Origin of the sequence: Hyphomicrobium sp. 1Nfss2.1 (genome assembly GCF_965243865.1) — a bacterium.
In the GTDB taxonomy this organism is placed as follows: domain Bacteria; phylum Pseudomonadota; class Alphaproteobacteria; order Rhizobiales; family Hyphomicrobiaceae; genus Hyphomicrobium_A.
The window spans coordinates 3,425,088-3,451,054 of the sequence record NZ_OZ251603.1; the positions used below are offsets into that span (position 1 = coordinate 3,425,088).

Consider the following 25,967-nt stretch of genomic DNA (forward strand, 5'->3'; position numbering starts at 1 on the left):
GCTAATCGTAGCGCTGGTCTCCGCGCCGATCCCTTCGCGCTGGGCGATCGCTCGGACGCGGATGCGGGGGCTCGCGGTTCTCGGCATCGATCCTGGAGTCGGGCGGATCGAACGGCAGCGTCATGATACCGATGCCCATCGACACGCTGGAGAAGGTGATCACGTTGAAGCTGTAGAGCAGCAGCAGCGCGATGAAGGGCTCGCGCGTCTCGACCAGCAGATCCTTCAATCCGGCGAGATTGATGAGGATGATGAGTGATGCAATTGCGATACCGACAGCCGCACCAAGAATGAGGTGCAGGCCAAGAAAGCGCAGCAACGGAGGAATGCGTCCGTCGTCGTCGTCGAAGGGTCCGTGCTCACGCATTGGTTCGCACGCTCGCTGGATGGCCAGAACTAGCAGAATACAATCGGCACATTAGCGCCAAACGCTGCGCGGCGCCAACGGAAAGCGGCGGCCGGAATGGTTGAGGCACAAGTTAGAATGCTGATGATCAGGCAATCGTGCCGGATTGGCTTTGCTGAACGGCGGCGCAGTCGCTCTCCCAGTCGCGAATGCCCTCGCACATGGCATCGTAAACGGCGGCACCGACCGCTTCTCCAACTGCGGTGTGCTTGCCCGCATAGAGGACTTGATCCTCATGCAGTGGAGCCGCGACTGCGATGCAATCGGTTCCGGTCCCTGTGATCGTCACGCCGCCGCGCTGCACGCCGGCTTCCAGCACCGCCAGCGTGCGAGCTTCCGTCGCAATCGACATGGCTTCGATCAGCGCTGCTTCCGAGAGCGGCTTTGACACGTGCACCATAGTGTTGATGGTGCCGGGAAAGTGTGGCGGTTGATGCAGCCGCATGCCCACCCGCTCGCTGTTCGATAGTCCGACCGTCGTCAAACAGCGTGCGACAATATCCTCGACGCACGCTTCGGCGTAGCGATATCGTCGCACGTCGCGCGAAGTCACCAGGACGACCGCGTCATCGAGCCCGGCATCGGCAATGCGCGCCCTTATCACGTCGCCCGCATCGACATCGTGCGGCAGATCTTTGTTGCGCACTTCGAGCCAAGCGACGCGCTCCACGACCTGGAATCCGGGACGCAGCATCGACCAGCTCAGCACCCGCTGCGGGGCCGTAAACGACACGACGATGAGCGGCGGGCTGAGCTGGATCGACAATGGCGCATTCATGTGGCGCGATGGCTCTTGCTGCATCTCTAGCGTTGCTCGCGCCCGATCAGTTTGGCAACGGCCGGTGCATGATAGTTGCAGACCGCATCGATCAGCGCTTCTGGCTCCCGCTCGACGAGGACCATGTGCCGGTGCACCGGTTTCAGGAATTCCTCCGCGACGACGTGATCGAGGAACTGCAGCAACCCATCATAGAAGCCACGCACATTGAGGAAGGCGCATGGCTTCGCATGGCTGCCCAGCTGTGCCCAGGTCCACACCTCGAATATTTCCTCCAGTGTGCCGATGCCGCCAGGCAGGGCAACGAAAGCGTTGGATAGTTCGGCCATCAGAGCCTTGCGCTCATGCATCGAGTCGACGACCCGCAAATCGTCGAGACCGGTATGCGCAACTTCGAGGTCGACGAGACTGCGCGGGATGACGCCGATCACCTCGCCGCCGCCCTCGCGCACTGCATCCGCGACGGCCCCCATCAATCCGATGGATGCACCCCCATAGACGAGCCCGATGCCCGCGCGCGCCAGAGCGCGCCCGAATGTGACCGCGGCATCTCTATAGTCGGCGTGCCGGCCAGGGCTCGACCCGCAGAAGACGCATATTCGTCGCATGTTTGCTCCTCGGCCCGCGAGACGCCCGCCGCATATCAAAAAAGCATGCTCGTGACGAGGCCGAGCAGAGCCACGCTTGCTGCCTGGACCACGCAGGCCGTGCGGAACAGGCTCAGAGCGCGCCGGATGTCGGCCGCGCCAAGGTCGCTGCGGCCAGATCCCATCCACGCATCTTCCACCACCGCGCCGCCATAGCTTCTGGGTCCCGCGAGGCGGATGTCGAGCGCACCCGCCATCGCTGCTTCCGGCCATCCCGCGTTGGGCGAGCGATGCCGACCAGCGCCTTGCACCACGGCCTGCATGCCACCGCGCGCATCGAAGCCCGCTCGCACCCCGGCCGCCGCGATGATCAACAGCGCGGCAAGGCGCGAGGCGGGCAGGTTGATCAGGTCGTCGAGACGCGCCGCCGCCCAGCCGAACGCGTGATAGCGTTCGCTCTTGTGCCCGATCATGCTGTCGGCCGTATTCACCGCCTTGTAGAGCGCGGCTCCAGGCAGGCCACCGACGATCAGCCAGAACAGCGGCGCCACCACGCCATCGGAGTAATTCTCCGCAAGGCTCTCGATCGCAGCCCGGCTCACGGCCGCCTCATCGAGGTCGGCCGTATCGCGCCCCACGATCATGCCGACCGCCTTGCGTCCTGCGTCGATGCCGCCGTCCTCGAGCGCCTCGGCGACCGCCGTCACGTGCTCATAGAGGCTGCGCTGGGCGATCAGCATGCTGGCCGCCGCTCCGATCACCAACACGCTGAACGGCCACGGCAGCACCAGCCGGGTGACCGCCTCGAAGGCGACACAGGCCGCGGCCGTGGCCGCCATAACAACGATGAGGCAGGCCGTGCCGTTGACCCGCCGACGCCCAAATGAGAACCGCGGCAGGTTCCAGCGCGTCTCGCACCATGCTATCAGCCGGCCGATCCAGGTGACCGGATGGCCGATGCGCGCAAAAAGCCACTGTGGATAGCCACAGGCGGCGTCCAGCAGCAGAGCGACAAGCGACGTGAAGAAGAACATGCGCGGTGAGATCCGACCCTCGAGAAGAGCATGGTGCTAGCATGACCGCGGGACGCATAGAACCTGTCGATCACGGGGGTGACCTCGACACCGCGCGCCGCCGCTATCCGGGGGCGCAGCTACCATGGATCGATCTGTCGACCGGCATCAATCCCCGCCCATATCCCTTCACGATGCCGCCAATGGAAGCCTGGACGCAGCTGCCGCAGCGCTCGGCGGAGTTGGCATTGAGGCAGGCTGCCGCGGATCGCTACGGCGCCCCGGGCGTGGAGATGGTGGTCTCGGCGCCCGGCAGTCAGGCGCTGATCCAGGTTCTCCCGCGCCTGATCGATCCGGCCGACGTGACCGTCCTCGCGCCGACGTACGCAGAACATGCCATCGCCTGGGCCCGATGCGGGCATCGGGTCAGCGAGCGCTCCGCGATCGATGACGTCGGTGCTGCCCGCGTCGTCGTCGTGGTGAACCCGAACAATCCGACCGGGGCCATTGTCTCAACCGATGCTCTTTGCGAACTGGCGTCAGCGCTCGAGACGCGCCGCGGTCTTCTCGTCGTCGACGAAGCATTTGCAGACTTCGCACCCGAGGCGAGCCTCGTCTCCCGCCTGCCTGAGCGCTGCATCGTGCTGCGGTCGCTGGGCAAGGCCTATGGCCTCGGCGGCGTGCGCGCCGGATTTGCCATCGCCCAGCCGACACTGGCTGAAGAGCTTCGCGCCGAGATCGGCCCTTGGGCCGTCTCTGGCCCGGCACTTGCCATCGGCCGCGCGGCGCTCGCCGATGTCGATTGGCTGTCTGCAGCAAAGGCGCGGCTGACAGAGGATTGCCAGCGTCTCGATGCGATGCTGAAGGCGATAGGTATAACGCTCATCGGCGGAACGCATCTCTTCCGCCTCGTCCGGCACGACGACGCCGCCATCATCGCTGACCGGCTTGGCCGTAACGGCATTATCGTCCGCCGCTTCGCGGCTCAGCCGACATGGCTGCGCTTCGGCCTGCCCGGCAGCGAGGACGCGTGGAAGCGCCTCTCCAGCGCGCTCAAAGACTAGCTCGGCAAGCAGCTCTACGGCGTCCGAGACTTCAACTAGACACCCGGAGCATGCCGGGCGGCTGAGTTGTCGAGGTAGGAATCGAAGCACGCGGCAATCGAGCGAACGAATGGACGACCGCGATCGGTGACGCGGAATGCCTCGCCATCGCCCTCGACCAGCTGATCCTGATCCGCCTCCAGCAGCGCCTGCGCCTCCTGCAGGATTTCCTCAGACTGTGCGCCAAAGCGTTGGCGCAGTTCCTGAGCCGGAAATGTCAGGTCGCACATAAGCCGCTCGATCACGAAAGCGCGCATGCGATCGTTGTCGGTCAGTGCAATTCCGCGCGCCGTCGCCAGCCCATCCTCGCTGATACGTCGCGCATACTCTGGCGTCGCGGGATGGTTCTGCACATACCCATGCGGCAGGCGCCCGATCGCCGACGCGCCAAAGCCGATCAGAGCATCGGCCGCGTCCGTCGTGTAGCCCTGGAAGTTGCGCGCCAGATGCCCCTGCGCGAGCGGATCGTCCGGCAGAGCGAAATGGTCGAGGCCGATGCGAACATAACCTGCGCGCGTCAGAACGCGAGCAAGCCGGCTCGCTTGTCCGAACCGCTCGACCGAGTCGGGCAACGACGCCGTCGCAATGAGCCGCTGATGCTTGAGCCGCTCCGGCAGGTGCGCGTATCCGAACGCAGCGATGCGCGTAGGTCGCAACTCCAGCACCCTATCCAATGTGCTCTGCAGGCTGGAGCGCGCCTGATACGGCAATCCGTACACGAGATCGACGTTGACAGAATGAATGCCGTGCGCACGGAACGCTTCGACTGCGCGTTGCGTCTGCTCGAACGACTGCTTCCGATTGATCGCCGCTTGCACTTTCGGATCGAAATCCTGGATGCCGATCGACACGCGATTGACGCCAGCCCGTGCGAAAGCAACGACACGATCCTCATCGAGCCCGCGCGGGTCGACCTCGACGGCAAACTCCGCATCGTCCGCCCAGCGGAACAGCCGCCTTTGCAGATAGGCCAGCTTGAGGATGTCCTCAGCCGAGAGAATATTCGGCGACCCCCCGCCCCAGTGGTTGTGCATCACCACATGCTCGGCCGGAAAGATCTGTGCGACGTGTTCCATCTCCGCGTAGAGCGACGTGAGATATTCGCTCACCGGCTCGTAGCGGCGCACGGCCTTGGTGCAGCACCCGCAGTACCAGCAAAGCTCGTCGCAGAATGGAATGTGGGAGTAGAGCGACAGCCGCGTGCCTGGCTTCAGCTCGGCGAGCCACGCCCGATATGTAGCAGCCCCGACGTCCGCCGAAAAATGCGGGGCAGTGGGGTAGCTGGTGTACCGCGGCACCGGGGTGGAATACCGCTTTGCGAGTTCGAGGCTCATGGGAAATTCCGTGCAAATCCGCTTGCCGTCGTCGGCACGATCGAGATTTACCGCCGCGCGCGTCTGCACCACTTGATGCTGGTCAAAGGCTCAGCTCCGCCCCACGCGACAGACTGAACATTGGCAAGCACATTAGTGAACCTGCTTGCCGATGTGAGGGAACGACAACTCACCGCTGCAGAGCAGGTTGAGCGGGAAGCGGAGCACAGGCCGCATGCTCCACCACTTATCGCAGAGTGACTTTTCTGCGTCCGAATAGGACTTCGGCAACCGCGCCGCGAGTTCGCCGTCGAGACACAGGTGCGACAGGCGGGCCGAATGCGCTTGCCTTAGGAGAGCTGCGAGGTTGTCGTCGATGGGATCACGTTCTCCCACCAGCTTATCGAGCTGACGTCCGATTTGAGCGTGCTGCTGCGACAGGCTGGCGTGGTCGGCGCACCGCTGAGAGACGAGCTGCGCAACGGCTTCTCCGTGGCGCGCGGTGAGAATCGGGAAGATGACCCCTTCCTGAAAGCTGACGTGCTCGCTCCAGCTCCCCTCCAGGGTACGGCTGAGAATGCGGGCGATCCGTAGATCGCCCCCTGCCGGAAGGGTGTCAGCCAGGGCCGCCAAGGCGTGGCTGATCTCCCTTTGCAGCACCGCATCCGCGTGAACACGTGCGTTAATGTCGCTACAGCTATGCATGCAGGGACACTAGTCAGCTGATGCACCTGCGCTTTGACAAAAATCATCCCGCGCCAGATGGGGTCAGCTGTTACACTCTCTTACAATTCGTCACGAGCCCGGCATATCGGCGCGGCAAGCCTGTCTTTTAATCCATTCTAACGATCACCACGATCCAAGGACGGAGAAGACGATGCTAGCGATGCAGGCCGACGAGGTTCTGAACGTCTCTCACGCTGCGGCAGGTAGTCTTGCGGGTTCTCTGGATGAGCGCATGGCACACGCGGTTATGCGGCGCTTGGTAGCCAAGGAGCACGTCTTCTGTGAGGGCGACGATCGCCAGCACGTCTTTCGCGTCGAGGATGGTGTCATTGCCGTCTACAAGACCCTTCCCGACGGCCGCCGCCAGATCATTGATTTCGCCTACCCCGGAGATCTCATCGGGCTGGGTGTCCTCAGCGAGCACGTGCTGAGCGCCCAGGCGACCGTACCCTCCCGCGTCCGCTGCCTTTCTGCCGCCTCGCTCGAGCGGATGGCCGAAAGCGACGCCAGCCTTGCGCTGAAGCTCTATAAGTCGGTCTGTCAGGAACTTGCCGCCACGCGCAGCCTGCTCGTTACCGTTGGTCAGCGTAGCGCCATCGAGCGCGTCGCAGCCTTTCTTATTGCACTGCACCGTCGCACCGCCGCGAGCGGATCTTCGATCATCAAGCTCGCCATGCGCCGCAGCGACATCGCCGACCTGCTCGGCCTCACCATTGAGACCGTCAGCCGCACCCTGACCAAGCTTCGCATCATGGGTGTGATCGACATCGAGCAAGGCGGCTCGCGCGTCCAGTTGCTCGATCAGGCGCGTCTCGTCGAGTTGGCGAACGAGTAGTTGCTCACGAACGCCTAGTTATCCAGGCCTTCGTCCCGTGGGCCGGATATGCCGGCGCCACCGCCCCGAGCTGCATTCGCCGACCGGATGCGGCTTCGGGGATGGTGGCGCCGCATTCATTTATGCTGATCAATTCCGCTTCCGAGACCCGCACCTCTTCTCGCGGACACTGCAATGCGTCAGGCTTGAAGGACGCGACCGACCGAGCCACGCTGTGATGGTCACGACACTGAGCTGTGGCAATCGTCCTGTGTGCGAGCGTGCCGCAAGGCCAATTTGATCAGCCTCAAGCAGCAGGCACCTAACTCGATGCAACCAAACGATAGCGATGCAATGCGAGAGAAATGGCCGAGAAATCAGCTACCCTTTCGTCGCACACTTGATCGCCGTCAATGGGCGGCGGGCATTGTGGCTCGTATCGTTTACCGTCCGGGGAGAGACGAGGTTTGACGATGAAGGCAACAACCAGCGAAGAGGTCATCGCACTATCAGGTGCGACTGCGACAATCGTCGCAGTAATCATAGGCGCCATCGGCGCCGTGCTAGCAATATTCGGTCAGGACGAAGTGATACGCCTCCACGGCGCGCTCTTCCTTCTGGCTGCAGCTGCTGGCGGCTACTATGTTCTGACGCATCCGCGTCAGGGGGGAGCCGACGAGCAGGCCCACTACATGGATGGGCCGATCAAGGTGGCGACGATCGCCGCCGTGTTTTGGGGGATTGTAGGGTTTCTCGTCGGCGACATCATCGCCTGGCAGCTAGCCTTCCCCGTCCTCAACCTCGATCTGCCATGGACCAACTTCGGGCGCATGCGCCCGGTGCATACGTCGGCAGTGATTTTCGCCTTTGGCGGAAACGTTCTTCTTGCCACGTCGCTGTATGTCGTCCAGCGCACCAGCCGCGCCCGCATCGCCGGGTACTGGTCGCCGTGGTTCGTCATTTGGGGCTATCAGCTCTTCATCGTTCTCGCAGCGTCGAGCTACGTCCTCGGCGCGACCGAGGGGCGCGAGTACGCCGAGCCGGAATGGTACATCGACCTGTGGCTGACGCTGGTGTGGGTTGTTTACCTGCTGGTGTTCCTGGGAACGCTGTGGAAGCGCAAGGAACCGCACATCTACGTGGCCAACTGGTTCTACCTGGCGTTCATCGTGACGATTGCGATGCTGCACATCGTCAACAACCTCTCCATCCCGGTCTCGTTCCTGGGGTCCAAGAGCTACTCGCTGTTCTCGGGTGTCCAGGATGCCATGACCCAGTGGTGGTATGGCCATAACGCCGTCGGCTTCTTCCTGACCGCCGGCTTCCTCGGCATCATGTACTACTTCATCCCCAAGCGCGTTGAGCGGCCGGTCTACTCCTACCGCTTGTCGATCGTGCACTTCTGGTCGCTGATCTTCCTCTACATTTGGGCGGGTCCGCACCATCTGCACTACACCGCGCTTCCGGACTGGACGCAGACACTCGGTATGACCTTCTCGATCATGCTGTGGATGCCCTCGTGGGGCGGCATGATCAACGGCCTGATGACGCTGTCGGGCGCCTGGGATCGCCTGCGTACTGATCCAGTCGTGCGTCTGCTCGTCGTGTCGGTCGCCTTCTACGGCATGTCGACCTTCGAAGGCCCGCTCATGTCGATCAAGTCGGTCAACTCGCTGTCGCACTACACCGACTGGACCATCGGTCACGTGCACTCCGGTGCTCTGGGCTGGGTCGGAATGGTGTCATTTGGCGCGATCTACTGCCTCGTTCCCTGGCTGTGGAAGCGTCGTGGCCTCTATTCGATCCGCCTCGTGGAGTGGCACTTCTGGACCGCGACTGTGGGCATCGTCCTCTACATCTCCGCGATGTGGGTGTCGGGCATCACGCAGGGTCTGATGTGGCGCGCCTACGACAAGCTTGGCTTCCTCAAGTACTCGTTCGTCGAGACGGTTGAGGTCATGCATTGGCCGTACGTTATCCGCGCCACTGGTGGTCTCTTGTTCCTCCTCGGTGCTGTGTTCATGGCCATCAACGTGTGGCGCACGATCCGCGGTGAGGTTTCATCTGACATTGCCGACCAGCCGGAATCCGCGGCCGCGCCTGAACTGCGCCACGCTGCGACTGCCGTGCCGGCCGAGTGAGGGAACCATGAAGCACGATTTTTTCGAAAAGAACTCGATGGTGCTGCTGATCGGCATCCTGATTGTGGTGTCGATCGGCGGTCTGGTGGAGATCGCCCCGCTATTCCTGCTCAACTCGACCATCGAGAAGGTGCAGGGCATGCGGCCATATTCTCCGCTCGAGCTGGCAGGGCGTGACATCTACCTTCGCGAAGGCTGCTATAACTGCCACTCGCAGATGATCCGCTCGCTGCGTGACGAGGTTGAGCGCTACGGGCACTACAGCCTCGCCGCCGAGAGCATGTACGATCACCCGTTCCAGTGGGGATCGAAGCGCACCGGGCCCGATCTTGCTCGTGTCGGTGGCAAGTACTCCGACAACTGGCACGTCGACCACATGCACGATCCGCGCTCCGTCGTTCCCGAGTCGGTCATGCCCGGCTATCCGTTCCTTGCCAAGCGCAAGCTTGACCATGCGGATATGGCCGAGCGCATGAAGACGCTGCGTCTCACCGGCGTACCTTACACCGATGAGATGATCGAGAATGCGCAGGCCGACCTGGTCGCGCAGATCACGCCCGACAGCGCGGAATCCAAAGCGATGCTTGGGCGATACCCGAAGGCGCAGGTTCGCAAGTTCGACGGCGCCCAAGGAGATCAGCCGACCGAGCTCGATGCAATGATCGCCTATCTTCAGATGTTGGGAACGCTCGTCGACTTCGCCAAGTTCGACGCAGCCGGTCCCAACCTACGCTGAGGCCATGCCATGACATATCACGCTGCGACGGTTCTCTCGCAGACCATAGCCCTGGTGCTCTTCGTAAGTCTGTTCCTGGCCATCGTCGCCTATGCGTTCTGGCCGGGAAACAAGAAGAAGTTTGATCAAGCGGCGCAGGTGCCGCTTGAGGACAAGAATGACGAACCGGAGGGAGACGGTCGATGACGGAGAAGCACGTAGACAGCGTCACCGGCGTTGAAACGACCGGTCACGTCTGGGATGGCGATCTTAGAGAGTTGAACAAGCCGCTGCCACGCTGGTGGCTGTACGTTCTCTACGCATGCATCGTTTGGTCGATTGGCTATTGGGTCTTCTATCCAGCTTGGCCTGTGGTCAACGGCGACTACACCAAGGGTATGTTCGATTACAGCCAGCGCGGCGAAGTCAGCAAGGAAGTCGCCGCAGCCAAAGCGGCACAGTCGAAATACTTCGAGCAGATCGCTGCAACGCCGGTCGGCGAGATCACCAAGAACGAGGAACTGCTTCCATTCGTAATGGCTGGCGGCGCTGCAGTGTTTGGTGACAGGTGCGGCCCGTGCCACGGCAAGGGCGGAGGCGGTGCCGTTGGTTACCCGAACCTCAACGATGACGATTGGCTGTGGGGCGGCACGCCCGAAGCGATCCAGCAGACCATTACGCACGGCATCCGCTCTGGTGATCCGGAAGCCCGCGACATGGCGATGCCCCGCTTCGGTCTTGACGGCGTCCTTAAGCCTGCCGAAATAGCAGATACTGCCCAGTATGTGCTGTCTCTATCGGGACACTCGACTGATGCAGCGGCTGCGGAGCGCGGCAAGACGATCTTCGCCGACAACTGCGTCGCCTGTCATGGCGAGGAGGGCAAGGGCAACCAGGACATGGGCGCTCCGAACCTCACCGATGGCATTTGGCTCTATGGCGGCAAGCTCGCCGACATTGAGAAAACCATCGAGACGGGTCGGGGCGGCGTCATGCCCTACTGGACCGGGCGCCTCGATCCCGTAACCATCAAGATGCTGGCCGCATACGTGCACTCGCTTGGTGGCGGCCAATAGAAACCTGAACCCCCACTGGCGAGGACTCGCCGTGAATATGATGAACAGAACGACAGAAGTCGACGCGGGACCGTCAGTCGGGGGTTATGCCGGGCGCCAGAAGATTTACCCTAAGCTGGCGCACGGCAATTTTCGCAAGCTGAAGTGGGCGGTGATGATCGCCACACTCGGCGTCTACTACCTGCTGCCTTGGCTCCGCTGGGACCGCGGGCCGAACCTGCCCGATCAGGCGTTTCTGCTCGATTTCGCTAATCAGCGCCTGTTCTTCGGCCCTATCGAGATCTGGGCGCAGGAACTTTATTACATCACCGGCATCCTCATTCTGTCGGCGCTCGGGCTCTTCCTCGTTACGGCCCTCGCCGGACGTGTGTGGTGCGGTTATGCCTGCCCGCAGACCGTCTGGACCGATCTCATGATCGCGGTCGAGCGCATCTGGCAGGGTGATCGCAACGCCCGCATGCGTCTCGACAATGCGCGCTGGTCCTTCAACAAGATTTGGCGCAAGGCTGGCACGCACGCCACGTGGCTGCTGATCGGCTTGGCCACCGGCGGTGCGCTCGTCTTCTATTTCCGCGATGCGCCAACACTTGCGCATGAGCTCCTTACCGGTGACGCACCCACCGTTGCTTACGTCTTTCTCGGCGTCTTCACCGTGTCGACCTATCTTCTCGGAGGCATCGCCCGCGAGCAGGTGTGCATCTATATGTGTCCCTGGCCGCGCATTCAGGGAGCGATGTTCGATGCCGACTCGCTGCTTGTCTCCTATCGTGATTGGCGCGGCGAGCCACGCGGCCCGCACAAGAAGGGCCAGTCCTGGGAAGGCCACGGCGACTGCGTCGACTGCACCGCGTGCGTCACTGTCTGCCCGATGGGTATCGACATTCGCGACGGCGCTCAGCTCGAGTGCATCCAGTGCGCACTCTGCATCGATGCCTGCGACGAGATCATGGATCGCGTCGGCCGTCCGCGCGGCCTCATTGCCTACGACACCTTCAAGAACCTCGAAGCATCTACGCACGCCGAGCGGGTTCCGATCCGCCTCATTCGCCCGCGCACCATGGTCTATACGGCGCTCATCGCCTTGGTCAGCGGCGTAATAATGTTTGCCTGGTCCAATCGCTCGGACCTGGATGTGAACATCCTGCACGACCGCAACCCTATGTTCGTGCAGCTCTCCGACGGCAGCCTGCGCAATGGCTACGTGGTCAAGCTCATGAACAAGGAGCACGACCCGCGCCGCCTGCATCTTGAGTTGTCGGGTCTAGATGGCGCCCAGCTGCAGATCGTCGGCCTCCCAGGAGAGCGCCCAACGATCGAGGTCGTACCGGATAATCTGCGTGCTCTGAAAGTGTTCGTCACCGTTCCGGCTGCTTCGCGCGCTAAACTGTCGGGTAGCGCCACGCCGTTCCGCTTCGCCATCATCGATCCGGCGGCGAGCGAAACGGTGTATCATGATGCAACATTCCGGGGGCCGGCCAATGAGTGAGCCTGTAGCTAGCAAGCCGCGTAAGTCCCGCATGAGTGGTCGGCACGTCCTGATGTGCTTCCTCGGCTTCTTCGGCATCATCTTCGCCGTCGACGGCTTCATGATCTATCAGGCTGTCTCCACCTTCGGAGGCATCGAAACGCCCGACGCATACCGCAAGGGTCTCGAATACAACGCCAGTATCGCCCAGGATGAGCGCCAGACCGCGCTCGGCTGGCGCGACGACACCAAGTTCGCCAGCACGCCCGAGCGGCTCCAGGTGGCGCTTCGCGACAAGGAGGACAGCGCCGTCGCCGGTAAGCGCGTCGTTGCCACGATCGGTCGACCAGCCACCAATCGGCATGATGTGACGGTCACGCTCGCCGAGACCGCCCCTGGCCTTTACGAAGCAGCGTTTCCGGGCGCCGTGGAAGGCACTTGGATCATCGATCTTAGCGCTTACGATGCCGGTAGCTCGAACGAGCCCGTATATCAGGCGCGGAGACGTGCATGGATCAAGCCGTAACACTGCCGCGTGCAGCATCGGCGCGCCCGAGCGCCGACGATTCGCTGCCGCCGACGACGACCGTTTCGCTGATCGTCGAGAACATGCAGTGTGGAAGCTGCATGGGCCGCATTGAGCGCGCCCTGCAGGCAACGCCCGGTGTCGCCTCTGCGCGCGCCAGCCTCACCGCCAAGCGCGTGGCCGTCACCTTCGATAACCGGACCACCGAGCCGCAAAGGCTCATCGATGCCCTCGACCGCACCGGCTACCGCGCCGCTGAATCCGTCGGTGGCGCCGACGAGAGCGCGACCGCCCGCGCCGATGATTTGCTGCGCCGACTCGGCGTCGCCGGCTTTGCCGCCGCCAATGTCATGCTGCTCTCGGTCTCGGTCTGGGCCGGGCATGCCAGCGACATGGACCAGTCCGCCGCCGACCTGTTCCATTGGCTGTCGGCACTGATCGCCATGCCGGCCATCGCCTACTCCGGGCAGCCGTTCTTCCGCTCCGCGCTCACCGCCCTGCGCGCACGCCATCTCAACATGGACGTGCCGATTTCGCTCGGCATCCTGCTCGCCACGGGAATGAGCCTCTATCAGACGATGCGTAGCACTGATCAGGTGTACTTCGACGCCGCGATCATGCTGACGTTCTTCCTCCTCATTGGGCGCTACCTCGATGAGAAGGTGCGCGTACGCGCGCGCGGCGCCGCCGAAAACCTCCTCGGACTGAAGGCCCTGTCCGCCAACGTCATCGGCGAGGATGGTGCCGTCCGTCGACTCGCCGCCCGCGCGCTCGAGCCGGGCATGCGCATCCAGGTTGCGGCTGGCGAACGCATCCCTGTAGACGGACGCGTCCTAAGTGGCGCAACGCACGTCGACACCAGCCTCATCACCGGTGAGACCGTGCCCCGCCGCGCGGCCTTTGGTGAAATGGTGCACGCTGGCACCGTCAATATCGACAGCGCCATCGTCGTCGAAGCGACCGCCACTGACGACAATACGCTGCTGGCCGATATTGCCCGTCTGGTGCAATCGGCAGAGCAGGGCCGCGGACACTATGTCCGCCTCGCCGATCGCGCCGCACGCTTCTACGCGCCGGCCGTGCACATTCTCGGCGCCGTCACCCTGATTGGATGGCTGGTCGCCGGCGCCGCCTTCGAGCAGTCGCTCACCTACGCCATCGCCGTGCTCATCATCACCTGCCCGTGCGCGCTCGCCCTCGCGGTGCCGGCGGTTCAGGTGGCAGCAGCGGGGCGGCTCTTCTCCAAGGGCATCATCGTCAAGGCTGCAGACGGACTGGAACGCCTCTCCGACATCGACACGATCGTCTTCGACAAGACGGGTACGCTTACGCGCGGCGAGCCATCGTTGGCCAATGCGGATGCCATCGACGATGCAACGCTGGCCGCAGCGGCCTCGCTCGCCATTGCCAGCCGTCACCCCTATTCGCGCGCCGTCGTGCGCACGGCCCGCGAGCGCAGCCTCACATTCGCGATCGCCGAAGGCGTCACCGAGCATCCCGGCAGCGGATTGATTGCTGCGTCGCCTCGCGGCGAGCGTCGTCTCGGTTCCGCAAGCTGGGTCGGCATCCCCGCAGCCGAAAGTTCCGACGCCCATGTCGCTTCCCTCTGGTTCCGGGAGGGCGGCAACGCACCGATTGCGCTGCACTTCGAGGACAGCCTCCGCTCCGACGCTCCAGGCGTCATCGCCGCGTTGAAGCACGCCGGATTCCGTATCGTGCTGCTTTCCGGAGATCGTATCGACCCGGTGCGCGCGGCCGCCGAAGGAGCTGGTATCAGTGATTGGTTCGCCGAAGTGCGGCCCGACGGGAAGATCGCGCGCCTTGAAGCACTGAAGTCGGAAGGCCGCCGCGTTCTCATGATCGGCGACGGCCTCAACGATGCGCCGGCGCTCGCCGCAGCCCACGCATCGATCTCTCCCTCGACCGCAGCCGACGTCAGTCAGACTGCCTCTGATGCCGTTTTCCAGGGCGAACCGCTCGCGCCTGTCATCGAACTGCTCAGCGTAGCTCGTGCATCTCAGCGCATGGCGATCGAGAACTTCGCCATCGCCATCGCCTACAACTGTGTTTCGGTACCCCTGGCCATGGCCGGCTTCGTCACGCCGCTCATTGCAGCGCTCGCCATGTCGCTATCGTCGATCGCCGTGACGGGCAACGCCCTGCGGCTGCGCGGCAGAAGGCTCACTCTCGGCAAAGGACCAGCACGATGACATCGCTCGTCTGGTTGATCCCCTGTGCACTCGCGCTCGGCCTGCTCGGGCTCCTGGCATTCTTATGGGCCCTGCGTTCAGGCCAGTTCGAGGATCTGGAAGGGGCTGGATGGCGCGCGATCCAGGATGAAGAGCCCGGCGACGCATCGAGGGCGGCTGAAAACGTAGAGAAGCCCAACCCATAGCGACGTGTGCCGCACAGGCCGCAAAAGGCTTCAGTCGCTGTGCTTGGAGCCGCTACCGTCGTGCGTCAGCAGCAGATCGCACTTCCACTCGAGAAGGACCCGAGAAAAGCCCAGTTGCTGCTCGGGGCTTAGCGCGTCGACAATAACGATCGACGCACCGAGCTCAAGTTGAGCTGCAACCTGCTGATAGAGGCGACCGCAGCCCATCAGGGACAGGGGAGGCAGGCCATCGAAGTCCTGCGCCAATAGCGGCTCACCATTTGAAAGCACGCAGACCGCATGCGCCGTGCCGCGCAGCTTCCTGGCTACACCGCTGGCGCAGTCCGCGTCGTTGAAGACGCCGATAACCAGCCGGGGCCGCGGATTGGCGCCATTCTGGCAGCCGCCACAGCAGGCGCTGGGATTACCATCGATGTGATCTTCGGTCACCGGGCACCACTCGCGTGATGGACGAAATTAACCCACACCCTAGCGGCAAGGCGTCGCCGGGGTTTGACCTGATTGTGCGCTTGTGTGACAGCATGTAACAGGAATGAACCTTACTCAGCCGGCCCCCCGCCCCATGTCCGCAGCAGAACGGCAGACCATTCTCATCGTCGACGACGAGCCCGAGGTGCGCACGCTTCTACGCACCGGTCTGGAAGGCGAGGGATTTTCGGTCCTTGAAGCCTCCGATGGAGGCCAGGCCGTGACCCTCATAGAGCGGGTCCCGATCAGCCTCGTGACGCTGGATTTGAAGCTCGGCGGCGAGGACGGCCTCAAGGTCGCGCGCGAACTGCGCGTGGTCAAGAACGTCCCGATTATCATGATCACCGGCAAGAGCGACGCCATCGACCGCGTGGTGGGTCTCGAGCTCGGCGCCGACGACTACATCCCCAAGCCATTTCTCATGCGCGAGGTGATCGCTCGCGTGCGTGCGGTACTGCGGCGCTATGCGGCCAGCAATGCGCCAGCAAGTGGCGCTACCTCTGAGGGTGAGGAATGTTACGGGTTTGATGGCTGGAAGGTAGATTTGCTGCGCCGCGAAGTGCGCGATCCCTCCGGCGAGCTGCGCGACCTCACCACCGCCGAGTTCAATCTGCTGGCGCTGCTCGTGCAGAGAGCCGGCCGCGTCCTCTCGCGCGACGAGATCATGGACCTCTTGAAAGGTCACGACTGGACGCCGATGGATCGCTCCATCGACGCGCTCGTTGCGCGCCTGCGCAAGAAGCTGGAGCCCGATAGCGAACGCCCCATGCTGGTGAAAACCGTGCGCGGCGTCGGCTACGTGTTCGCCGGATCGGCCAAGAAGCTCTGACGCCCTGGCGATAAGCGCTGCACACGGGGCGAGGGTGCGGCCCTACGTGTCGCGATGCAAAGCATCGTGTAGGGACACCGCCAATTCCGCGCGCTTGTAGGGTTTGCGTAGGATGGGGTTGCCGCCGTAAGCAGCCGGATCGTGACGCGTCTCTTCCGCGGCATATCCGGTCGTCAGCACGACCCTCGTCCCAGGCACATGCTCGCCAATCCAGCGTGCCAGCTCATAGCCCGACATGCCACCTGCCATGACAATATCGCTCAACACGAGATCGACATGCTCGCCGCTCTGCAGGATGCGAATTGCCGCCGGGCCACTTTCTGCCTCGAGCACCACGTAGCCCAGACCTTCGACGCGCTGCAGTGTCAGCTCGCGCACCTCGGCATTGTCTTCGACGACCAGTACGACCTCATTCGCCTCAGAAAGCGGTACCGCCTCGGAAGTCGATGCAACCCTGTCGAGTTCGCCATCGGCGCGTGGCAGATAGAGCGTCACGGTCGTGCCGCGTCCCACCGCGCTTTCGATTGTCGCGTGGCCACTCGACTGTTCCGCAAAGCCATAGACGGTGCTCAGGCCAAGTCCGGTACCGCGGCCGGGCTCCTTGGTGGAGAAGAACGGCTCGAATGCGCGCTCCATCACTTCGGGCGGCATGCCTTCACCGGTATCTGAAACCGATAGCAGCACATACTCGCCGCCCGCGCCGTCGAAGGGCAGGGCGCCCGCTGCAACGTTGCGCGTTTCGACCATCAGCGCACCGCCGTGAGGCATCGCATCGCGCGCATTGATGGCGAGGTTGAGGATCGCGTTCTCCACCTCGCTTGGATCGGCCTTCGTCTTCCAAAGGTTGCCGGCGAGCATTGTTGTGAGCGTGATCGGCTCGCCGATCGAGCGCTTCAGGATTTCCATCAACCCCAGCACCAGCTCGTTGAGATCGAGCACCTGCGGCGACAGACGCCTGCGCCGGGCGAACGTCAACAGCCGCTTCGTCAGCGCAGCGCCCATGTCGGCAGCATCGGCCGCACGCTTCAGCAGCGTACGCGAGGCTGGCTGGTCCGTAGCATCACCCATCAGCTCCAGGTTGCCGGTTATGATGGTCAGAAGGTTGTTGAAGTCGTGCGCCACGCCGCCCGTCAGCTGGCCGAAGGCCTCCATGCGCTGTGCCTGGATCAGCGCTGCCTGCGCCGCCTCGCGCCGGCCGATTTCCGCTTCGAGTTCGCGCGTGCGCTCCGCCACGCGTTGCTCCAGCTCCGAATTGGCTTTCGCCAACTCTGCCTGCGCACGCTTCCTCTCGGTCACATCGCGCACCACCACCATGAAGATGGGGCGCCCGTCTATCTCCTGCTTGGCGATGGAGGCTTCTGCGGGAAATTCCGTCCCATCCTTGCGTCGCGCGAAGATCTCCTGCCGCTCACCCATTCGCCGCGCCGCCACCGGCGAGCGCGAAAATTCGGCAACATGAGCGTGATGCGTCCCGCGAAAGCGCTCGGGGATCAGCACGTCCAGGCGCTGCCCGATGATCTCTTCCTTGCTGTAGCCGAACATCGAGGCCGCGCCATCGTTGAACACCATGATGCGCATGTTCTCGTTGAGCGAGATGATGGCATCTGCCGCAATGGCAAGAATGGTCGATATCTGCGACTCGGCGAGTTGCAGCTCTTTCTGGGTATCGCCGGCCGGCGCGTCTGTGGGAGGCATGAGAGGTGCCGCAATTCCAAGCTGCGCCGATTGAAAGCCATTGATCGGCGATGATCAAGTGTGGTGTGCCAATAGTACTCCGCAACCATTACACCAGGTGCTCGGTATCGAGATCCGTGCCGAGCGACTGCGCCAGAATGTCCAGGGCCTTTACCAACGTCGAGCGATTGGGAGCCGCGCCGAGCGCAACTCTGATGCAGTCCGGCGCCTTCTCGGTGGTGACAAACGCTTCAGCCGCCACGACGCCGAGGCCGCGCCTTTGCAGATGAGCTGTGAAATCGGCGCTCGACCATGGTGAAGGCAGCGTCAGCCACAGGTGATGCCCGGATGGATGTGCGGCAAACGCATGCCCCTGAAGCGCCTTGTTTGCAAGCCGCTGGCGCGCTGCCGCCTCGTTTGCCACCGCCGCAATGATCGAGGTCGCTGTGCCGTCGCTCAGCCATCTGGCGGCAACCGCCAGTGTCAGCGGCACCGACATCTGTAAGCTGGCGCGCAGGCAACTCGTCAATCGCGCGGCATCTTCCTGGTTCGGCGACACCACCAGCGAAACGCGCAAACCCGGCGTCACGCTCTTCGACAGGCTGGCGGCGAGATAAGTGCGCTCGGGGATCAGCGTGGCAAACGGTGTAATGCCGGTCGTTAGGAAGGCGTAAGGATCGTCCTCGATCAGCGTCAGCCCCCGCGCAGCGATGATGCGCGCCAGCTCCTCGCGGCGTTTCACGGGAATCGTTGCCGTCGTTGGATTGTGCATCGTCGGCATCAGGTAGATGACCCGCACCTTGCTGTGCTTCCGGCAGGCGCGCTCGAGCGCCGCCGGCACGATACCGTCGCGATCCATGTCGATGCCGATGAGGTTGATCCCCAACGCAGCGGCTGCCGACTTCAAGCCAGGATACGTCAGCGCTTCGGTGAAAAGGCTGTCTCCGCGCGCCGCGTGCATCAGTAGAAGCGAGAACAGCGCCGACTGCGTGCCGGGCGCGAGTACGAGCCGATCTGCCGAAACATTCGGGACAAGGGATCGCAGCCAATCCGCGGCAATCACGCGCTCCCCGCGCGTGCCGCCGGGCTGCTGGTAGTTGAGGTACGTTTGTATGCGCCCGCCCGAGCGCAACTCGCCGAACGTCCTCGCCAGCTGCGCCGCCAGCTCGGCCTCCGCAGGTTGCGGCGGGATGTTCATCGACAGGTCGATGCCCGGAGCCATCACCTGACGCGCTGCCGGCGGATCGCCAGCTTTGACGAACGTACCTCGACCGACGCGCGCTTCTGTCAAACCTTGCCGCCGCGCTTCCGAGTAGGCGCGCGTCGCTGTCGTCAGGTCGATGCCGAGTGCCGCGGCGAGCGTCCGGTGCGTAGGAAGTGCCTGCCCCTGATGCAGGCGCCCGGAGGCGATATCGTCGGCGAGTGCCGCCACGATGCGCAGGTAGACCGGGCCGGCCCGATCCGAAATTGTAGGCATCCAATCCATACAAGCGTGGTCACATAGCGCGTTGTCGGTCCATACAATGTAGCCTACCTTCAAGCTGCCGCCAAACCAGCGGATAACCCGGCCACAGAATAAGGGGACTAGGGATGGAGAATACCTGCGAGCCAACCTTGGCAACGGCCTTGCTGAGAGGTGCCACCTGCCGCTGTCCGGCATGTGGCGAGGGCCCCTTGTTTCGCAAGTTCCTCAAGGTCAAGGATCGCTGCGACGCTTGCGGAGAGGATCTCCACCATCACCGCGCCGACGACATGCCCGCCTACATTGTCATGTCCATCGTCGGCCACATCGTCATCGGACTCTTGTTGTGGGTCGAAACGTCGTTCGCCCCTTCGATCTGGATCCACATCGCGCTGTGGGTACCGCTCACGCTCGGCCTGAGCCTCGGTCTGCTCCAACCTGTGAAGGGCACGATCGTCGCGTTGCAGTGGGCGCTGCGCATGCACGGGTTCGGCGCGCGCCGGACTCGAGCCCCCGCGAACAACCTTCAGCGCGTGGCCTGATCGATCGCTGCGATGACACCCGCTCCGGCCAGCTTGTCCTTGCGCCATGCGCTGCTGGCCGTCGTTGTCATGGCGGTGTGGGGTTCGAACTTCGTCGTCATCCGCGTCGGGCTGGATCATCTTCCCCCGCTCACGTTTGCTGCTCTGCGGTTCGCGCTGGCGTTCTTCCCGGCGATGCTTCTGGTTTCGCGCCCGAATGTGTCCTGGCGTAACCTCGCCAGCTATGGGCTGCTGATCGGCGGCGGCCAGTTCGGCCTGCTGTTCATCGCAATGAACGGCCACATCACGCCCGCGCTCGCCTCGCTGGTCGTGCAGATGCAGGTGTTCTTCACCATCGGGCTTGCGGCCATGCTCAGCGGCGAGCGCGTGCGCCCCTTTCAGTTCGTGGCACTCGGCATAGCAGTGGCGGGTATCGCGCTCATCATACTCAACACGGACGCAATGACGACGCCGTTTGGGCTGGCGCTCGTGCTCGCCGCAGCCCTTTGCTGGGCCGGTGGCAATATCGTCGTCCGTTCATCGCCCAAGGCCGATATGTTGGGTTACGTCGTCTGGGCAAGCCCGTTTTCCGTGGTGCCGCTCATCGCAGCGGCCCTGATGCTGGAAGGTCCGGGCGCCATGGCCGCGGGTATTGCCAATGCGACGCCCGCAACCTGGGCCGCTGTGCTGTGGCAGGCAGTCGGCAACACGCTCTTCGGCTACGCCGTGTGGGGATGGCTGTTGTCGCGTTACACCGTGGCGAGCGTAGCACCGATGTCTCTTCTGGTTCCCTTGTTCGGGATCGCAGCCTCTGCGGCTTTTCTCGGCGAGCCGCTGCAGGCCTGGAAGCTCGAAGCGATGACGCTGGTTCTTCTCGGGCTCTTCATCAATCTGATGTGGCCGCGGGCGTCGGCGATGCTCCGTCGCCGTGAGGCGCCCGATGCAACCTGACGAGTGGATCGCAGAGCAAGCTAGCCGACGCTCGGTACGGCGCCTCGTTCAGTCCTCCAGCGCACGATGAACTCCACCGGCATGGTGATCGACCATTCGACGCCGCCGGGTGCGAACTTGTAGTCGACCTTGGCGCTTAGCGCCTGGCCGACGACACGCTCGATGACCACGTGGCCAAATCCCTTCACCGTCGGCGGCGAGACCGGCGGCCCGCCGCGTTCGTTCCAATGCAGCACCAGCCAGCGGGAACCATCCTCGTGCGGCTCGATATCCCATCTGACATGCACGCGCCCGTTTGACGTCGACAACGCCCCGTACTTCGCCGCATTGGTGGCGAGTTCATGCAACGCAAGGCCGAGGTTCTGCGCAGCCGTCGCGTTGACGAATACGTGCGGCCCCTTGCACTCCAGCGACTCCTCCGACGATCCCGTGAACGGCTGCAGCACCGCGTGGATCAATTCTTCAAGCGACGCGCCCGTCCAATCTTCGGCGACCAGCAGGTCGTGCGACGCAGACAGGCTCTGCAGCCGCTGAATGAGCTGCGACTGCAACACGGCGACATCGCTGCTCGTGCGGGCTGTCTGCCGCACCATGGCGACGATGACGGCAAGCAGGTTCTTCGTGCGGTGCGAAAGCTCGCGCATCACCGTGCGCAGATGCTTCTCGACCCGCTTGCGTTCGGTGATGTCGCGAAACACTGCCGAGAAGCCGAAAATGCGCCCGTCTGGCCGGCGCATCGGCGCGACATTTATAGCGACGTCCAGCAGGCTTCCGTCCTTCCGGCGTCTCACTGTATCGCGCAGCACATGCTCGCCCAGCCGCAGATGGCGATACTTGTCCTCGAATTCCGCCGCCGCGCCCTCCGGGAAAAGCAGGCGTTCCGATTGCCCGATCACCTCATCGGCTGTGTAGCCGAACATGATTTCCGCGCCCGGATTCCACGATTGAATGTTGCCTTCGCTCGACATCGAGATGATCGCGTCCGCTGAAGTCGCCACGATCGTCGCCAGTTGCGCGTTTCTCTCCGCCTCCTCCAGATGCTCGGTAATGTCGGTATTCGTTCCGAACCAGCGGATGACGTTACCCGCGTCGTCGCGAATTGGCATCGCGCGGGAGAGAAACCAGCGATATACCCCATCGCGCCCCTTTAGCGGGAACGTGTCCTCCCACACCTCGCCGCTGGCGAGGCAGCGATTGATCTTCTCCATCGTGCGCTCGACATGGTCGGGGTGCTGACGCAGCGGCCAGCCCCATTCGCGCGCCTCCTCGAACGGCAGCCCCGTGTAGTCGAACCATCGCTTGTTATACCAAAAGATCTTGCCGCTATCGTCGGCCATCCAGGCAAACGCGGCGATGTTGTCGGCGAGCGTGCGGAAGCGGGACTCACTTTCGCGCTGCGCACGTTCCGCAAACACCCAAGGCGTCGTGTCGACCACGATGGCCAGCACACCGAGCACATGGCCATCGTCGTTGCGGATCGGGCTGTAGTCGAGATTGACCCACACGTCCTCTGGCACGCCGCGGCGGTTGAGATTGAAGTGCTTGTCGCGGAACGACAGCGACTCGCCTGCGAGCGCCGTTTCCATCACGCGCGTGTTGAACTCACTCGCCTCCGGCCATGCCTCGACCACCGGCATTCCCAGCAGATCTGGATGGCGCACCCCCGCGAACGACGCGTAGCTGTCGTTGTAAATCATGATCCCGGTGGGGCCCCACAGCAGGACCATGGGGACCGGCGAGGCGGCGATGAGATCGACGGCGCATTTTAGGCAGGACGGCCAATCCTCGACGGGGCCGACAGGGGTCCGGCTCCAGTCGAATTCCTGGATACGTTTCTTCATGTCATGACTGGCTGTTCGTGGGCGCATTGGGCTCGTGCGAATGAAGAATGGCCGTGGCTGCAAAGAGTTCCATTGCGCCGCACGGAACTATGCAGCCGCCGTGGCAGTTTTAGCACCATCGTTCCTAACGGGCTTTTCGCTAAGAGGCTACCATGGGCAATCTTCTCTACTGGGCCATCGTCTTTCTCGTCATCGCGCTCGTCGCCGCGTTCCTCGGCTTCGGAGGCGTTGCGGGCGTGGCGACCGAGGGTGCACGCATCTTGTTCTGGGTGGCGATCATTCTTCTCGTCATTTCGGTTGTTGGCGGCATGCTCCGCAGAGGCTAGCCATTTGAGCAAATTCGATGTGTCATCAGTGACTTGTAGATTTTTGGCAAGCCGCGCCTGGCTTGAGCTGGGCGCGGCTAGGAACTTTTCACACAGTTGAGCGTTTATGAGCTCGTGAGTTTTATGGGCGGCCTGCAAAGGGGAGGATCATGTCCATTTCAGAAAGCGTCGCACCGCAACTGCCTTATCTGAGGCGGTTTGCTCGTGTTCTATCCGGCAGTCAGGAGAGCGGTGACGCCTACGTCGTAGCTATGCTCGAAGCTATCGCAGCCGAGCCGTCGATGTTTCCTGTCGATCTCGAGCCACGCGTTGCCACATACCAGTGCTTCCTCGACGTCTGGAATTCGGTAAGGCTCAATCACACGAGGGCCGAACAACCGACATCGGAGCGGCTGGCCGCTGCAGATCGCAAGCTCGAAGCGATAACGCCGCGCGCGCGCCAGGCCTTTCTGCTGATGGCCGTAGAGGAGTTCTCGACGTCCGATGCGGCGAAGATCCTGAAAACCGACGAAGTCGAGGTGAAGGCTCTGGTCGATCAGGCAGCGTCCGAGATTGCCGAGCAGGTGGCAACCAACGTTCTGATCATCGAGGACGAGCCGATGATCGCCCTCGACCTTGCAGACCTCGTTTCTGGCCTCGGCCACGCAGTGTCCGACACGGCCCGAACCCACAAGGAGGCCGTTGCCGCCTTCAGGCAGCACCAACCCGGACTCGTGCTGGCAGATATTCAGCTTGCCGACGGCAGTTCGGGATTGGAAGCCGTCAACGAGATCCTGGAATCTTTCGACGTGCCGGTGATCTTTATCACCGCCTATCCAGAGCGCCTGCTAACCGGAAGTCGCCCGGAGCCCACATTCTTGATCAACAAGCCCTTCCGCACTGAAACGGTGCAGGCTGTCATCAGCCAAGCGCTCTTCTTTGACTACAAGGCACGTCTGCCGGACGCCAAGGCCGCCTCGGCCTGAGCGTTCCGGCGGGCAGCTCGCCCGGGGGGCATCATCAGCCCCACGTCTCTTCATAATCACATCAGCGAAAAGATCCTCGACGGGCAGCAGCGCTTCAAATGGCGCCGGCTGCCCGCCGGCGGCCCGGCTGTCCCGCACGGGCCGCGGCCTCCTTGTCGTCTCCGGTTTTTGGCGCGTCTGCCGGCGGCGCTGTCATCAGTTCGTTGAGACGCGTGCGCGCACGGTTGACCCGGCTCTTCACGGTGCCCACGGCACATCCTGAAATCGCAGCCGCGTCCTCGTACGAGAACCCTTCCGCGCCCACGAGGATCAGCGCCTCGCGCTGGTCCACCGGCAACTTGCCGAGCGCATTGTTCAGGTCGACGAGATCGAGATGGCCTTGCTGCTCAGCTGGCACCGAGAGCCGGCTCGCCAGCTGTCCGTCGCTGTCGGCTACCTCACGCTTGGTTTTGCGCAGTTCCGAGAAGTACGCGTTGCGCAGGATGGTGAAGAGCCACGCCTTGAGGTTCGTTCCCTTCTCGAACGAGTCGAGATGGTTCCATGCCTTCACGAGCGCTTCCTGCACCAGATCATCCGCGTGATCGCGATTGCCGCAAAGCGAGATCGCGAACGCACGCATGTTCGGGATCGCGGCCACGAGGTCGTCGTGCAGGGCGCTGTCGTGTCCGCTACCGCTCAAGCGCTCTCCTCCTCGTCCCCGACCGCCGTCGCCGCGTTCTCGTTTTCTTTGTGCTGAAGCTTTTTGATGAGATCGTTGAAGCGGTCCGGCACTGGCGTGCTCAGCAATTCGCCATATGCGGCCCGCAATTGTTTGCCGAGAATTCCTGGGATCACCGCCTGGTCCGGCGCTTTTTGCGCCCCCGGCTGGCTTTCGTTGCTCTTCTCGTCGCGGTGGGCATTGCTGCCGGCCGTCCCTCGTGCTCCAGCGCTCGCCACATCTTGTCCGCTCTCTGTGGCTGTCCGGGCGAACGCCTCTTTCTTTTCTGACATCAGCCGCCTCCGCCTCCCCTCGACCGTTTTGGCAACTTGCGCGCCTTATCTGATCGCGGACCATAACATCCAACCCCTAAGCCTCAACAACGCGTGAGGGGGCGCAACGGTTCCGCGGTTTTTTGGTCACAGGGTTTGTGATGGTTTTCAACGCGAACCAATGGCGGCTCACGGGACGGGAACTTAGCGGCCTTCATAGGGTTAGCTGACCAGAGGAAATCGAACTCCAAAGGCACCGAGGGTGAGAACGGGCAAGAGCGAAGAGCTGACTAAACTCATTGGTCGTCGTCTCAAAGAGATGCTCGGCGCCGACGAAGAAGGCCCGATGGGCACCTCAGCCGCGATCAGAAGAGGCTTGGAAGCGCTGAGAAGCATCGAGCACGGGCCTGCGTCCCCCTCCCATGCGCAATCCTCTCGTAATGACGTCGACACTGCGATGTTTTCCGATAACGTCGCCACGTCACCCAAGATCGATGTCGGCTGAGGGCCGTCCAACGGCCCGCGGGCTTTTTGTCGCCCATCGATCACCCTCCAATCACGAAGTCGGCGCCGTTCGGTTTGCGAACATCATTTGGCCGAGTTTGACGACAATCTAACTACGCATTGGGACGCGATTTTGCGTCGATGGCGAAGCATTGCGCAAACGGGGGCGTGATGCGTCGTGGGGGGACTTTCATGGGCGCGATCATGATTCGCTGTCCTGTTACCGACGAGTTGATTCACGTCGGTATCGACACTGACCAAGACAGCTTCCAGGCACTTCCAAACATCATGGCTGCACCGGTGCGCTGTCCCGCATGCGGGGGAGAGCACGTCTGGTCCAAGAAAGATGCTGTTCTCGAAACAACGATGCGGATCAAAACGCCGCGAACGTAGGCGGCC

At 62.9% G+C, this 25,967-nt stretch carries 29 protein-coding genes; 17 read left to right on the plus strand and 12 right to left on the minus strand.

What is annotated here, in order from left to right:
* Position 1 precedes the first annotated feature (1 nt).
* From ACP15D_RS16680 to cbiB, 4 genes are all read right to left on the minus strand, one after another.
* Positions 2–367 carry a hypothetical protein gene (locus ACP15D_RS16680; RefSeq protein WP_424958553.1) on the minus strand — a complete coding sequence of 122 codons (366 nt, stop codon included), beginning with the start codon at positions 365–367 and terminating at the stop codon, positions 2–4.
* A gap of 127 nt (positions 368–494) precedes the next feature.
* Positions 495–1,208 carry an adenosylcobinamide amidohydrolase gene (locus ACP15D_RS16685; protein ID WP_424958554.1) on the minus strand — a complete coding sequence of 238 codons (714 nt, stop codon included), beginning with the start codon at positions 1,206–1,208 and terminating at the stop codon, positions 495–497.
* Positions 1,209–1,210: 2 nt separating this feature from the next.
* The gene (locus tag ACP15D_RS16690; RefSeq protein ID WP_424958555.1) at positions 1,211–1,792 is read right to left on the minus strand and encodes a TIGR00730 family Rossman fold protein; all 582 of its coding nucleotides are present in this window, start codon (positions 1,790–1,792) and stop codon (positions 1,211–1,213) included.
* Between the two features lie 35 nt (positions 1,793–1,827).
* Positions 1,828–2,805 carry an adenosylcobinamide-phosphate synthase CbiB gene (gene cbiB / locus ACP15D_RS16695; protein WP_424958556.1) on the minus strand — a complete coding sequence of 326 codons (978 nt, stop codon included), beginning with the start codon at positions 2,803–2,805 and terminating at the stop codon, positions 1,828–1,830.
* 41 nt (positions 2,806–2,846) lie between these two features.
* Between cbiB and cobD the strand changes: the two genes are divergently transcribed.
* Positions 2,847–3,848: a threonine-phosphate decarboxylase CobD gene (cobD, locus tag ACP15D_RS16700; RefSeq protein ID WP_424958557.1), complete on the plus strand. Its 1,002-nt coding sequence runs from the start codon at positions 2,847–2,849 to the stop codon at positions 3,846–3,848.
* A 35-nt stretch (positions 3,849–3,883) separates the two neighbouring features.
* Here cobD and hemN read toward each other — a convergent pair whose 3' ends face one another.
* Positions 3,884–5,221: an oxygen-independent coproporphyrinogen III oxidase gene (gene hemN, locus ACP15D_RS16705; protein ID WP_424958558.1), complete on the minus strand. Its 1,338-nt coding sequence runs from the start codon at positions 5,219–5,221 to the stop codon at positions 3,884–3,886.
* Positions 5,222–5,353: 132 nt separating this feature from the next.
* Positions 5,354–5,905 carry a hypothetical protein gene (locus ACP15D_RS16710; RefSeq protein WP_424958559.1) on the minus strand — a complete coding sequence of 184 codons (552 nt, stop codon included), beginning with the start codon at positions 5,903–5,905 and terminating at the stop codon, positions 5,354–5,356.
* 172 nt (positions 5,906–6,077) lie between these two features.
* Between ACP15D_RS16710 and ACP15D_RS16715 the strand changes: the two genes are divergently transcribed.
* The 9 genes from ACP15D_RS16715 to ccoS all read left to right on the plus strand — a co-directional run bounded on the left by ACP15D_RS16715 (position 6,078) and on the right by ccoS (position 15,058).
* Complete coding sequence (locus tag ACP15D_RS16715) at positions 6,078–6,761, plus strand: helix-turn-helix domain-containing protein (RefSeq protein WP_424958560.1); 684 nt, start codon at positions 6,078–6,080, stop codon at positions 6,759–6,761.
* Between the two features lie 452 nt (positions 6,762–7,213).
* Positions 7,214–8,881, plus strand: a complete 1,668-nt coding sequence (gene ccoN / locus ACP15D_RS16720; RefSeq protein WP_424958561.1) for a cytochrome-c oxidase, cbb3-type subunit I — start codon at positions 7,214–7,216, stop codon at positions 8,879–8,881.
* A gap of 7 nt (positions 8,882–8,888) precedes the next feature.
* Entirely contained in the window at positions 8,889–9,617 is a 729-nt protein-coding gene (gene ccoO, locus ACP15D_RS16725) for a cytochrome-c oxidase, cbb3-type subunit II (RefSeq protein WP_424958562.1), read from the plus strand.
* Between the two features lie 9 nt (positions 9,618–9,626).
* Complete coding sequence (locus ACP15D_RS16730; protein ID WP_424958563.1) at positions 9,627–9,803, plus strand: cbb3-type cytochrome c oxidase subunit 3; 177 nt, start codon at positions 9,627–9,629, stop codon at positions 9,801–9,803.
* Positions 9,800–10,672 (plus strand): cytochrome-c oxidase, cbb3-type subunit III, encoded by an 873-nt coding sequence (gene ccoP, locus ACP15D_RS16735; RefSeq protein ID WP_424958564.1) that lies wholly within the window; start codon positions 9,800–9,802, stop codon positions 10,670–10,672. The genes ACP15D_RS16730 and ccoP overlap by 4 nt, the downstream gene beginning before the upstream one ends.
* A 37-nt stretch (positions 10,673–10,709) precedes the next feature.
* Positions 10,710–12,158, plus strand: a complete 1,449-nt coding sequence (gene ccoG, locus ACP15D_RS16740) for a cytochrome c oxidase accessory protein CcoG (protein ID WP_424958565.1) — start codon at positions 10,710–10,712, stop codon at positions 12,156–12,158.
* Positions 12,151–12,663 carry a FixH family protein gene (locus ACP15D_RS16745; RefSeq protein WP_424958566.1) on the plus strand — a complete coding sequence of 171 codons (513 nt, stop codon included), beginning with the start codon at positions 12,151–12,153 and terminating at the stop codon, positions 12,661–12,663. Before ccoG ends, ACP15D_RS16745 begins: the two co-directional genes overlap by 8 nt.
* A complete protein-coding gene (locus ACP15D_RS16750; RefSeq protein ID WP_424958567.1) occupies positions 12,648–14,873 on the plus strand; it encodes a heavy metal translocating P-type ATPase in 2,226 nt (741 codons plus the stop codon). The genes ACP15D_RS16745 and ACP15D_RS16750 overlap by 16 nt, the downstream gene beginning before the upstream one ends.
* Positions 14,870–15,058 carry a cbb3-type cytochrome oxidase assembly protein CcoS gene (ccoS, locus tag ACP15D_RS16755; RefSeq protein WP_424958568.1) on the plus strand — a complete coding sequence of 63 codons (189 nt, stop codon included), beginning with the start codon at positions 14,870–14,872 and terminating at the stop codon, positions 15,056–15,058. The genes ACP15D_RS16750 and ccoS overlap by 4 nt, the downstream gene beginning before the upstream one ends.
* A 30-nt stretch (positions 15,059–15,088) precedes the next feature.
* On the opposite strand, the gene ACP15D_RS16760 is transcribed toward ccoS, so the two are convergent.
* Positions 15,089–15,487: a hypothetical protein gene (locus tag ACP15D_RS16760; protein WP_424958569.1), complete on the minus strand. Its 399-nt coding sequence runs from the start codon at positions 15,485–15,487 to the stop codon at positions 15,089–15,091.
* Between the two features lie 133 nt (positions 15,488–15,620).
* On the opposite strand from ACP15D_RS16760, the gene ACP15D_RS16765 reads away from it, so the two are divergent.
* Entirely contained in the window at positions 15,621–16,355 is a 735-nt protein-coding gene (locus ACP15D_RS16765; protein ID WP_424958570.1) for a response regulator, read from the plus strand.
* A 42-nt stretch (positions 16,356–16,397) separates the two neighbouring features.
* Here ACP15D_RS16765 and ACP15D_RS16770 read toward each other — a convergent pair whose 3' ends face one another.
* Together ACP15D_RS16770 and ACP15D_RS16775 are read right to left on the minus strand one after the other, a co-directional pair.
* Complete coding sequence (locus tag ACP15D_RS16770; protein WP_424958571.1) at positions 16,398–18,050, minus strand: PAS domain S-box protein; 1,653 nt, start codon at positions 18,048–18,050, stop codon at positions 16,398–16,400.
* An 88-nt stretch (positions 18,051–18,138) separates the two neighbouring features.
* Positions 18,139–19,506, minus strand: coding sequence for a PLP-dependent aminotransferase family protein (locus ACP15D_RS16775; protein WP_424958572.1), 1,368 nt, complete (start codon positions 19,504–19,506; stop codon positions 18,139–18,141).
* 113 nt (positions 19,507–19,619) lie between these two features.
* On the opposite strand from ACP15D_RS16775, the gene ACP15D_RS16780 reads away from it, so the two are divergent.
* Both ACP15D_RS16780 and ACP15D_RS16785 read left to right on the plus strand, forming a co-directional pair.
* Positions 19,620–20,033 (plus strand): DUF983 domain-containing protein, encoded by a 414-nt coding sequence (locus ACP15D_RS16780; protein ID WP_424958573.1) that lies wholly within the window; start codon positions 19,620–19,622, stop codon positions 20,031–20,033.
* Between the two features lie 12 nt (positions 20,034–20,045).
* Positions 20,046–20,963 carry an EamA family transporter gene (locus ACP15D_RS16785; RefSeq protein ID WP_424958574.1) on the plus strand — a complete coding sequence of 306 codons (918 nt, stop codon included), beginning with the start codon at positions 20,046–20,048 and terminating at the stop codon, positions 20,961–20,963.
* Positions 20,964–20,983: 20 nt separating this feature from the next.
* Here ACP15D_RS16785 and ACP15D_RS16790 read toward each other — a convergent pair whose 3' ends face one another.
* Positions 20,984–22,804: a PAS domain S-box protein gene (locus ACP15D_RS16790; protein WP_424958575.1), complete on the minus strand. Its 1,821-nt coding sequence runs from the start codon at positions 22,802–22,804 to the stop codon at positions 20,984–20,986.
* Positions 22,805–22,956: 152 nt separating this feature from the next.
* Here ACP15D_RS16790 and ACP15D_RS16795 point away from each other — a divergent pair, with 152 nt between their 5' ends.
* Entirely contained in the window at positions 22,957–23,130 is a 174-nt protein-coding gene (locus tag ACP15D_RS16795) for a DUF1328 domain-containing protein (protein WP_424958576.1), read from the plus strand.
* Positions 23,131–23,279: 149 nt separating this feature from the next.
* Positions 23,280–24,095 (plus strand): response regulator, encoded by an 816-nt coding sequence (locus tag ACP15D_RS16800; RefSeq protein ID WP_424958577.1) that lies wholly within the window; start codon positions 23,280–23,282, stop codon positions 24,093–24,095.
* Positions 24,096–24,189: 94 nt separating this feature from the next.
* Here ACP15D_RS16800 and ACP15D_RS16805 read toward each other — a convergent pair whose 3' ends face one another.
* Both ACP15D_RS16805 and ACP15D_RS16810 read right to left on the minus strand, forming a co-directional pair.
* On the minus strand, positions 24,190–24,774 hold the full coding sequence (locus ACP15D_RS16805) for a sigma-70 family RNA polymerase sigma factor (RefSeq protein ID WP_424958578.1): 585 nt from the start codon (positions 24,772–24,774) through the stop codon (positions 24,190–24,192).
* On the minus strand, positions 24,771–25,085 hold the full coding sequence (locus ACP15D_RS16810; protein WP_424958579.1) for a NepR family anti-sigma factor: 315 nt from the start codon (positions 25,083–25,085) through the stop codon (positions 24,771–24,773). The genes ACP15D_RS16805 and ACP15D_RS16810 overlap by 4 nt, the downstream gene beginning before the upstream one ends.
* 241 nt (positions 25,086–25,326) lie before the next feature.
* Here ACP15D_RS16810 and ACP15D_RS16815 point away from each other — a divergent pair, with 241 nt between their 5' ends.
* Positions 25,327–25,569 (plus strand): hypothetical protein, encoded by a 243-nt coding sequence (locus ACP15D_RS16815; RefSeq protein WP_424958580.1) that lies wholly within the window; start codon positions 25,327–25,329, stop codon positions 25,567–25,569.
* A 191-nt stretch (positions 25,570–25,760) separates the two neighbouring features.
* On the plus strand, positions 25,761–25,961 hold the full coding sequence (locus ACP15D_RS16820; RefSeq protein WP_072375744.1) for a hypothetical protein: 201 nt from the start codon (positions 25,761–25,763) through the stop codon (positions 25,959–25,961).
* Positions 25,962–25,967 lie beyond the last annotated feature (6 nt).

Excerpts from the sequence above, each read along its gene's own strand:
- ACP15D_RS16775 (WP_424958572.1), bottom strand. The coding sequence starts at position 19,506 with ATGCCTACAATTTCGGATCGGGCCGGCCCGGTCTACCTGCGCATCGTG.
- ccoO (WP_424958562.1), top strand. The coding sequence starts at position 8,889 with ATGAAGCACGATTTTTTCGAAAAGAACTCGATGGTGCTGCTGATCGGC.
- cbiB (WP_424958556.1), bottom strand. The coding sequence starts at position 2,805 with ATGTTCTTCTTCACGTCGCTTGTCGCTCTGCTGCTGGACGCCGCCTGT.
- ACP15D_RS16710 (WP_424958559.1), bottom strand. The coding sequence starts at position 5,905 with ATGCATAGCTGTAGCGACATTAACGCACGTGTTCACGCGGATGCGGTG.
- ACP15D_RS16690 (WP_424958555.1), bottom strand. The coding sequence starts at position 1,792 with ATGCGACGAATATGCGTCTTCTGCGGGTCGAGCCCTGGCCGGCACGCC.
- ccoN (WP_424958561.1), top strand. The coding sequence starts at position 7,214 with ATGAAGGCAACAACCAGCGAAGAGGTCATCGCACTATCAGGTGCGACT.
- ACP15D_RS16715 (WP_424958560.1), top strand. The coding sequence starts at position 6,078 with ATGCTAGCGATGCAGGCCGACGAGGTTCTGAACGTCTCTCACGCTGCG.
- ACP15D_RS16780 (WP_424958573.1), top strand. The coding sequence starts at position 19,620 with ATGGAGAATACCTGCGAGCCAACCTTGGCAACGGCCTTGCTGAGAGGT.
- ACP15D_RS16680 (WP_424958553.1), bottom strand. The coding sequence starts at position 367 with ATGCGTGAGCACGGACCCTTCGACGACGACGACGGACGCATTCCTCCG.
- ACP15D_RS16765 (WP_424958570.1), top strand. The coding sequence starts at position 15,621 with ATGTCCGCAGCAGAACGGCAGACCATTCTCATCGTCGACGACGAGCCC.
- ACP15D_RS16685 (WP_424958554.1), bottom strand. The coding sequence starts at position 1,208 with ATGCAGCAAGAGCCATCGCGCCACATGAATGCGCCATTGTCGATCCAG.
- ACP15D_RS16770 (WP_424958571.1), bottom strand. The coding sequence starts at position 18,050 with ATGCCTCCCACAGACGCGCCGGCCGGCGATACCCAGAAAGAGCTGCAA.
- ccoS (WP_424958568.1), top strand. The coding sequence starts at position 14,870 with ATGACATCGCTCGTCTGGTTGATCCCCTGTGCACTCGCGCTCGGCCTG.
- ACP15D_RS16790 (WP_424958575.1), bottom strand. The coding sequence starts at position 22,804 with ATGAAGAAACGTATCCAGGAATTCGACTGGAGCCGGACCCCTGTCGGC.
- hemN (WP_424958558.1), bottom strand. The coding sequence starts at position 5,221 with ATGAGCCTCGAACTCGCAAAGCGGTATTCCACCCCGGTGCCGCGGTAC.
- cobD (WP_424958557.1), top strand. The coding sequence starts at position 2,847 with ATGACCGCGGGACGCATAGAACCTGTCGATCACGGGGGTGACCTCGAC.
- ACP15D_RS16820 (WP_072375744.1), top strand. The coding sequence starts at position 25,761 with ATGGGCGCGATCATGATTCGCTGTCCTGTTACCGACGAGTTGATTCAC.
- ACP15D_RS16785 (WP_424958574.1), top strand. The coding sequence starts at position 20,046 with ATGACACCCGCTCCGGCCAGCTTGTCCTTGCGCCATGCGCTGCTGGCC.
- ACP15D_RS16795 (WP_424958576.1), top strand. The coding sequence starts at position 22,957 with ATGGGCAATCTTCTCTACTGGGCCATCGTCTTTCTCGTCATCGCGCTC.
- ACP15D_RS16730 (WP_424958563.1), top strand. The coding sequence starts at position 9,627 with ATGACATATCACGCTGCGACGGTTCTCTCGCAGACCATAGCCCTGGTG.
- ccoP (WP_424958564.1), top strand. The coding sequence starts at position 9,800 with ATGACGGAGAAGCACGTAGACAGCGTCACCGGCGTTGAAACGACCGGT.
- ACP15D_RS16800 (WP_424958577.1), top strand. The coding sequence starts at position 23,280 with ATGTCCATTTCAGAAAGCGTCGCACCGCAACTGCCTTATCTGAGGCGG.
- ACP15D_RS16810 (WP_424958579.1), bottom strand. The coding sequence starts at position 25,085 with ATGTCAGAAAAGAAAGAGGCGTTCGCCCGGACAGCCACAGAGAGCGGA.
- ACP15D_RS16750 (WP_424958567.1), top strand. The coding sequence starts at position 12,648 with ATGGATCAAGCCGTAACACTGCCGCGTGCAGCATCGGCGCGCCCGAGC.
- ACP15D_RS16745 (WP_424958566.1), top strand. The coding sequence starts at position 12,151 with ATGAGTGAGCCTGTAGCTAGCAAGCCGCGTAAGTCCCGCATGAGTGGT.
- ccoG (WP_424958565.1), top strand. The coding sequence starts at position 10,710 with ATGATGAACAGAACGACAGAAGTCGACGCGGGACCGTCAGTCGGGGGT.